This is a genomic window from Caldiplasma sukawensis (assembly GCF_052315375.1).
Classification (GTDB): Archaea; Thermoplasmatota; Thermoplasmata; order Thermoplasmatales; family Thermoplasmataceae; genus Cuniculiplasma.
Window position 1 is genome coordinate 21,575 of sequence record NZ_JBLSDG010000015.1, and the last position, 7,820, is coordinate 29,394.

The window sequence follows — 7,820 nt, forward strand, 5'->3', positions numbered from 1 at the left end:
AAAATTATTTTATAAATGTATTGAAATTATGTGAGATAGGGTATTGCCCTTCCAAATCCAGAAAGAAGGGCAACTAATGAGAGAGTAACAGCCAAAATAATAAACGTTGCAAATATGTAATCCTCTCTTCCAAGTTTCTTAACGCCGTAAAGTGTTCTTGTTTTGTAGGCTCTGAATGCCCTTGTATCTGCTGATATTGCAATATCTTTTGCACCTCTGAATAGATGAACTATTGTTGGTACAATTGCCCTTATACCTGCTGCAAGAATATAAAAAACACGAATCCCCTTGAATCTCTTAGGCCCATAACCTCTCATCATCTGTATTTTTATTGCAGAATCAAATGATTCAAACACAAGGGGAATAGTTTTGAGTGCAACAATTATGGCAAAGGTTACTGGAATTGGAACCTTGATTTTTTCCATTGATTTTATTATCTGGGAAGGTGTACTCGTCTGAATGAGCAGAAGACTGGCAACCAGTGCTGCAGTGAATCTGAATGAAATCTGGAAACTATAAATTATTGATTGAAGTGAAAGTTCCCTCACATAACCGAATATTGTAAAATATGGGGGCCAAACCCATATTGTTGTAAAATTCTTTACACTCATGTGTAGGGCCAAAGCAATAATCTCCGGAGGTTCAGAGGGGGCATATGACCAGACCGTTCCAATGATGGTGGAAAAAAGAAGAAGTGAAAGGAGAAATATCTTTCTTGATGAATTTTTTAATGTTATCCATGAGAGAAGTATTGCTACTGTAATAATGGCCCCAATCCACCAAACCACATATGCTGCTATTATTACAATTACAAAGGAAAGAAGAATCTTAAGGGCAGCATTAGTTTTGTAATAAAATGTGTTGTAATTGTCATATGTGGTGAGTTCTCTGAATCCAGTTATGCCTATTGCCCCCAGTATAAGATAAAAAGGGACTGTTACTCCAAATATGAATAGAAGCCAGCTTATTATTGTATCAATTATACTGTACACCTAAATCATCCTCCATGTTGTATCTTAATAGAAAATCAGATGGGGGTAAAACATGGTATTTAGAAGACTTTAGGAAAATTTCTTCCGGCTCCCCCTCATGAATTATTTTCCCCTCAGAGAGTATACCAATTCGGTCTGAATATCTGTATGCAAATCTTGAATCATGTGTAACAATAATAAAGGAATACCCCTGGGATGAAAGTGCTCTCAATTCTTCACCCAGTATCTTTTTGTGATAAAAGTCCTGTCCAGATGTAGGTTCGTCCATGAGAATAATGTCAGCTGATGATGAAAAAGAAGCACCCATGCACACTCTTCTTCTCTGTCCTGTACTCAAAGATAGTGGATCCATTTTTCTTTTATCTTCCAGAGAGAACATTTTGATGAAAAAATCTCCCTTCTCTTTGTAGTTCTTTATTTTTCTCATTTTTCCTGAAAAGTAAATCTCATCTTCCACAGTCCTGTTAACAAGCATCAAGTCAAAACTCTGTGGGAGATAAGCAATGTATTTTCCGCGGTCTGCGTAGTCATAGGATGAAATGTCTTCACCTTTATAATAAACGATTTCCTTTTTTGTGAACACCCTTTTGTCAAGAAAATCCATAATTGATTTAATCAGAGTGGTCTTGCCTGCCCCGTTTTTTCCCATTATGCAGTAAATTTCACCTTCCCTTAATGAAAGAGATGTTTCTAGAATTTTATGCCCTTCAACTTCCACACTTCCTGAATATTTTAGTATCACATTCCCGTTTGTGTTTCTTTTTCTATGGGAGAGTTTGATATTATTCTCCAAAATTTTTTTCTTTACAATGTTGATGTCCACAGTATCAAGGCCAAGTTTGTTGGCGTAAATATATTCCTCCGGAATTTCAATCCCAGAATTCAGCAGTATTTCCACATGCTGCAAGAGTTCAGACTTATGAACATCAAGTTTTATCTCCCCATTATCCACAACAACAATCCGATCAACGAATGGAAATGCCCTCTCAACCTTGTGTTCCACCAGAACCATCGTGATCCTGTTCTTGTTTTCTTTGAGAAATTCAAATATTTTTTCAGTCCCCTCAGGATCAATGTTTGAAGTGGGTTCGTCAAGTATGAGAATCTCAGGTTCCATGGCAAGCACCGAGGCAAGAGCAACTCTCTGAAGTTCTCCTCCTGATAATTTTGTCGTCTCTCTTTCTAGAAAATCAGATATGCCGGTTTTTTCAATGGCAAGTTTCACTCTTCTGTCTATTTCAGCAACAGGCAAGTTGAGGTTTTCAGGCCCGAATGAAATTTCATCTGTGATGGAAAAACTCAGTACCTGTCTTTCCGGATCCTGTAATAATGTTCCAACAATTCTTGATATATCTGAAATTTTCATTTTCCTCTGATCAATGCCGTTTAAAAGTATGGTACCCGTAAGATTTCCATGAATAACCGAGGGGATTATACCATTGATGATGTTTACAAGTGTGGATTTTCCAGATCCTGATTTTCCTGTTATTAGAACGGTTTCACCAGTTTCAATCACAAAATTTTTTATTCTAAGGGCAGGTGTTTCCTGTCCCATATATTTGAATTCCAAATCTCTTATCTCTACTGCCTTCATGATCCCAATACTCTTGAAACCCTTTTTGCAATTATACCAGCGAGAGCACCAAATACTATGTCTCCCGGAATTGACTCAGCAAAGGTAAACAGAATTTTTGACCAGTTTACTATTGAACCATAAAGGAATGGCCCGAAGAAAGCACTGTAGAAAAATGGATCCGGGAAAGCCCAGGCGAATCCAATTATTGCTCCAATCATAACTGGAAAAAGTAAATTTGGTCTCCCGGTTTTTTCTTCTTTATCTGAATAATTGAACAGCTTTCCTTTTGTGAACACAATTGCAAGATCAATCAGCAATCCGTATGTCAATGCCTCGTAGAATACAAATACGGGCTCTCCCGAAAAACCATAATGAACAAGATCTCCTAGTATATCGAATATGGCAAGGCTAAGCATACCAACACCTGGTTTTCTGACCAGTCCTGCAACTATGAAAAGAACAACTATCCTTCCAAAAAACCCAAAACCTATGAATGCTGAAAGCCCTGGAGGTACTATTTTATCAAGCAGTGGACCTATGAAAAACTCCCACACAACAGTAAAAGCTGCTCCTATACCTATGTACACAAAGTCTACGGTGGAAAAGTTTTCCAAGCCTTTGTTTCTTCTGTAAAAATAGAACACTATACCAAGTGCAAGCGCGAAATATATCACCACTATTTCCCACGGAATCATGCCTGGGACTGTGGTATATGCTCCTATTCCATTGAAGGACATAATTTTTTATGAGGGGATCATACTTTTAGATTTTGAATATAATAAAAATAATGAAATGTAAAATATATATTGAATTTATTTCATCATAAAGTATGGGAGAAACATATTAGATTGAAGTATAATTCTCGAAGCATGATATTTCCGGATTACGATGGAGGAAGCATCTACAACCTTTCTCAAACTGTTATGAAATCACTTGGGCTAAAGGTCTCTGGAAAAACAATTAAGGGATTAAATGAAGATGAAAAAAAGATGTGTGTTGTTTTGATGGATGGTTTTGGATATAACATGGGATTAAATGCCGGTGTTCTTGGCAATGAGGACAGGTATATAACATCAGTATTTCCATCCATAACAACAACAGTTCTAACAACAATGATGTCTGGATTGATGCCAGGTGAACATGGTGTTCTTGGGGTTTCAACATATCTGAAAAAGTTTGGATCAATAATCAACAATTTCGATTATTCTTCAATATACTCAAAAGAGAGAGATCAGCTGAGGGAGGTAATGCCAATGAGGGAAGCCTTCAGTGTTAATGACATATGCACATTAGGAGAACAGAATGGAAAAAGTGTATGTGTTATTGCTCCTCAGTTTACAGCAAAATCTGAATTATCCACGCTGACTCATGGTGTTGGGGGTAAAAGGGAGTACTATTCAGGAGTTTTTGATTGCTTCACTTCACTTAGAAAGGCACTCTCATCAAATTATGACTATGTTTATGCATATCTTCCATTTGTGGATTCAATGGCCCACAAGTATGGACCGGATGGAATGCCTACGGTAGAAGCCATAAGATACACCTTCAGAAATGTAAAACAGATTTTGGAAGAACATAAAAGGGACTACACATCCGTTATAACCGCAGATCATGGCCATGTGAGAACAACAGAGGAGCTTAATGTGAAAGAAATTGTAGACAGATACTGTTCCACGGTACCCTTTGGGGCAAGCAGGTCACTTTTTCTTTCTGCAGACAATTTTTCAGGTCTTAGTGAGGAAATGAGCAAATATGAAGATGCAGCAATATTTGAAGCAACAGACAAAAACATAACAAATCTAATGGGGTCTTTGAAAATTAAGGAGAAAACATCTTTCAATACAATTATTGCTGCAACATCCGGCAGATCTTATAACTATCCAAAAACTGCAGACGATGGACTTGAACAGAAATTTCTGGGAAAACATGGAGGACTTTCAGAGGATGAAATGTTAATACCACTGGTGGTTATTCAATGAGGGCTGTCTTTTTTGATTTTGACAATACAATTTATGATGATCTTTCAGCAATGAGAAGGACTTTCATTCAACTGAGAAAAGAATACAGATTTATGAAGCCAATACCGCTGGATGAATTGATTTCAAGATTCTATTTCACTGATTACAATCTTAAGTCTTTACTGGAAAATAATGTAATTCCAGAAAAAACAAATGAAATAAGGACAGAAAGATTCCTTGAAATGGTTGGGCTTCCACTGAGGCAGGATAAAGTTCTGGAGATTCATAACAGGATAAGGGAACTTCACATTAAATTTGGAAAATTATATCCTGGTGTGATACCTCTTCTCAAATATCTGAAGAAAAATGGCTATGTTTTAGGAATAGTGACAAATCATATGAGTTCATATCAGCAGCTAAAAATCAAGGCAACAGGTATAGGCCATTTCTTTGATTTTATGGTTGCCGCATATGATCATAATGCCTTTAAACCTGAAACCAGGATCTTTGAAATTGCACAGGAAATGTGCGCTGTGGAAAAGGAAAATACCGTAATGATTGGAGATAACTGGAAGGCCGATATTGAAGGAGCCATAAATTATGGAATATCTGCAATATGGGTTAATTTTAAGAATCAACCACTTCCTGCAGAGATAGATATAGAATCAATCAGGTCTTTCACTCCTCTCAGTGAAGTTATTAAAACAATTGAAATTTCATACAGTAAAAAATTACGTAGGAGTGAAGTAATAAAATAAATGATTTATTTAAAAATCAATAGACACGACGATTTCTTTCAAAGAATGCCTTAACATGTGGTCTTGTCAGGTATATTACAACTATCAGATTGAAAAGAAAGCTAAGAATTACAAATGGGCCAAGGAAAAGGATGGATGCTATGGAACCTAAGAGACCAATTATTGAGAATACCAATAGCAATACTCTGGCCCAGTTTTTTCCCTTGTAGAATGAATAGTAAAAGAAGAAATAAATAATACCAAATACAAGTGCTATAACACCAATTATCAAAAATATTATTTCAGCACCTGTGGATACGGAAGTTGAGGTAACGTTAACACTGTGCTGTGTACCAGTTGAAGTTATTACAATACCTGAAAGAAAATTAGGTAATACAAGAAGAGCAATGCCGATAAAAATAAAGCCGAGAGAGCTAAGCATCCCAAGAATTCCAAGAACTGTCACTCCAAATGGTCTTGGGATATACTGTGATTGAGGGGCTGACATTGGGCCCTCACCCATTGTTAGGTCAGCACCGCAGTTGAGGCATTTCCTGACTCCTTCCGGATTAGAAAAACCACACCTTCTGCAATTCAAACCCTGTTGGAATTGGCCTTGCTGATTAGCCTTAGGAAGCTGGTTTCCACATTGTATGCAGAAATCATATCCAGAGGGGTTCTCTGCTCCACAGTTTGGACATTTCATTAAATAGTAATTTTTTTAAATACATAAATATTTTTATACGTTCATTTAACTTTTTGGAACTTTTTGTTATTTATTCGTTCGTAAAGTTCAATATAAAGCCCCCCAAGAATGAATAATATGCCGAATATTCTTGCATCTTCTGATATGAGATCCCTAACCTTGTATGTAGTATGGTAAGTATCACTGTACATGGATATTATGTAAAGATGGTACTGCTCCTGGATTGGGCCTATTGGTTTTGCATAAAAGGAGGCAAAAAAGAAAAATAGTAAAATGCCAAAAATTGCGCTCAACAATGAAAGCATGTGAAAATTAACTATTTTCATCTTTTTTTTATCCAGAAATGTACACAACACTCCAAAAATTACCATTATGACACCAATGGCAACTACCACACCAATCAAACTGTAATTATACGCAACTGATTCATATACAAATGAAAGCGGGCCGATCATTATCATGATTATGCCCATTAGAATGTAAAGATAGAAAAGAAATCTTTTATCAACAAGTGCTGTGCTATTTTGATTAGATTTTGTTTCGTTCATGCCTTTACACTGTAAGTGGAGTCATAAAATTTTTCTATATATAAAATCAAAATTTAATATTCTAAATATTTAAAATTGATTAAATATACTTTCTGGATACGGATTCATGACAGGTTCCATAACAAGAAGCCAGTTAAATTTTTTGAAAAAACTAATAAAAAATAACATAAATCTGGAGAGGAAAGTTGATGATTTCCTGTCAAAGAAAAATGTATCATCCCTGAACGATCTTAAATCAGATGATGCATCAGAATTAATTGAAGAGATAAAAAAAGCCTCAGAGAGTAAAATCGGAAGACCGCTCACAAAAAAACAGAGGGAGTTTATAGAGAATCTCAACACTTCGCCTGAGAGGATGGAAATAACAATGAAATATCTCCGGAATATTAAAAAAGGTTCTGTTGAGGAACTGACACTAGATGAAGCCTCAAACCTAATAGAGGAATTGAAAAAAGTTAATGTAGAAACAGGCAGGGTATTAAAAATGATTTCGCAAAAACAGTTGAAGTATCTCAAATCACTTGCAGAGGATTCCAAAAAACTTGAGATTTCAATAAAATTTTTGAAGGAACGAAATAAGTCAGGATTTGAGGAACTAACTTCAAAAGAAGCAAGTGAACTTATAGATTTGCTTTTGATTTAAAAATAATCTGAAGATTTTAAAAAATAAAATATGGAAGTTTCAAAGAGCATTTCTCTTTCATAAAAATTTTAAATAATATATAGGATTTTCAATTTTGGTATCTCTGTAAATTCCCAAAATGAAATTTTTTTAAAATCAAAAACAAAATTGTTAAAAAATTCAATTCATTATTATTATATTTATCTTTATTTATTTTTTTATACGGTTCTCCAAACTTTTTGTATTTTTAATTGAGAGATTTTTAATCAATTTTAGTTCATTAATTACATCTAATCAGAATTGTATTACTTTATAATCTAAACTCACATTGTTTATTTTTATATGTTAATTCTTAAAACCTAATTTTCAGCATGATAAAATAACAACCTATCCGTTAGAGGTTAAGTATTTTTTAATTAAATAGATATAAACATAGTGTCCCAAATGTTGTGTATTTATAAAGGATACCTCCTTTGGAACATTTCCTTAATCTCATCAATGCATTTATAATATCCCCTCAATGATCTCATTGACCATTTATCATTTATCTCTGCTGCTCTCAGATAAATGATCTTCATTGCACTCTCTTCAGAAGGCATTGAATCAATGATCTTGATCCTTCTTCTTATCTCCTTGTTCATGCGTTCTATGAGATTTGTAGAATGTATTGATCTCCTTATG

General features: G+C 35.0%; 9 protein-coding genes. 3 read left to right on the forward strand and 6 right to left on the reverse strand.

Going from position 1 to position 7,820, the window contains the following annotated elements; all coding sequences use genetic code 11:
- Positions 1–26: 26 nt before the first annotated feature.
- From ACNF4Z_RS07010 to ACNF4Z_RS07020, 3 genes are read right to left on the reverse strand one after another with little or no spacing between them, the layout of a single operon-like run.
- Positions 27–992 carry an energy-coupling factor transporter transmembrane component T family protein gene (locus tag ACNF4Z_RS07010; protein WP_458328525.1) on the reverse strand — a complete coding sequence of 322 codons (966 nt, stop codon included), beginning with the start codon at positions 990–992 and terminating at the stop codon, positions 27–29.
- Complete coding sequence (locus tag ACNF4Z_RS07015; RefSeq protein ID WP_458328526.1) at positions 976–2,586, reverse strand: ABC transporter ATP-binding protein; 1,611 nt, start codon at positions 2,584–2,586, stop codon at positions 976–978. Before ACNF4Z_RS07015 ends, ACNF4Z_RS07010 begins: the two co-directional genes overlap by 17 nt.
- Complete coding sequence (locus ACNF4Z_RS07020; RefSeq protein ID WP_458328527.1) at positions 2,583–3,305, reverse strand: hypothetical protein; 723 nt, start codon at positions 3,303–3,305, stop codon at positions 2,583–2,585. The genes ACNF4Z_RS07015 and ACNF4Z_RS07020 overlap by 4 nt, the downstream gene beginning before the upstream one ends.
- A gap of 132 nt (positions 3,306–3,437) precedes the next feature.
- On the opposite strand from ACNF4Z_RS07020, the gene ACNF4Z_RS07025 reads away from it, so the two are divergent.
- Complete coding sequence (locus ACNF4Z_RS07025; protein ID WP_458328528.1) at positions 3,438–4,547, forward strand: alkaline phosphatase family protein; 1,110 nt, start codon at positions 3,438–3,440, stop codon at positions 4,545–4,547.
- Positions 4,544–5,284, forward strand: a complete 741-nt coding sequence (locus ACNF4Z_RS07030) for an HAD family hydrolase (RefSeq protein WP_458328529.1) — start codon at positions 4,544–4,546, stop codon at positions 5,282–5,284. Before ACNF4Z_RS07025 ends, ACNF4Z_RS07030 begins: the two co-directional genes overlap by 4 nt.
- Positions 5,285–5,300: 16 nt before the next feature.
- On the opposite strand, the gene ACNF4Z_RS07035 is transcribed toward ACNF4Z_RS07030, so the two are convergent.
- Both ACNF4Z_RS07035 and ACNF4Z_RS07040 read right to left on the reverse strand, forming a co-directional pair.
- Positions 5,301–5,969 (reverse strand): zinc ribbon domain-containing protein, encoded by a 669-nt coding sequence (locus ACNF4Z_RS07035; protein WP_458328530.1) that lies wholly within the window; start codon positions 5,967–5,969, stop codon positions 5,301–5,303.
- A gap of 41 nt (positions 5,970–6,010) precedes the next feature.
- The gene (locus tag ACNF4Z_RS07040) at positions 6,011–6,517 is read right to left on the reverse strand and encodes a hypothetical protein (protein ID WP_458328531.1); all 507 of its coding nucleotides are present in this window, start codon (positions 6,515–6,517) and stop codon (positions 6,011–6,013) included.
- Between the two features lie 106 nt (positions 6,518–6,623).
- Here ACNF4Z_RS07040 and ACNF4Z_RS07045 point away from each other — a divergent pair, with 106 nt between their 5' ends.
- On the forward strand, positions 6,624–7,160 hold the full coding sequence (locus tag ACNF4Z_RS07045) for a hypothetical protein (protein WP_458328532.1): 537 nt from the start codon (positions 6,624–6,626) through the stop codon (positions 7,158–7,160).
- Positions 7,161–7,594: 434 nt separating this feature from the next.
- Here ACNF4Z_RS07045 and ACNF4Z_RS07050 read toward each other — a convergent pair.
- Positions 7,595–7,820 (reverse strand): transposase (locus ACNF4Z_RS07050; RefSeq protein ID WP_443339446.1); only part of this gene is annotated, 226 nt, incomplete at its 5' end.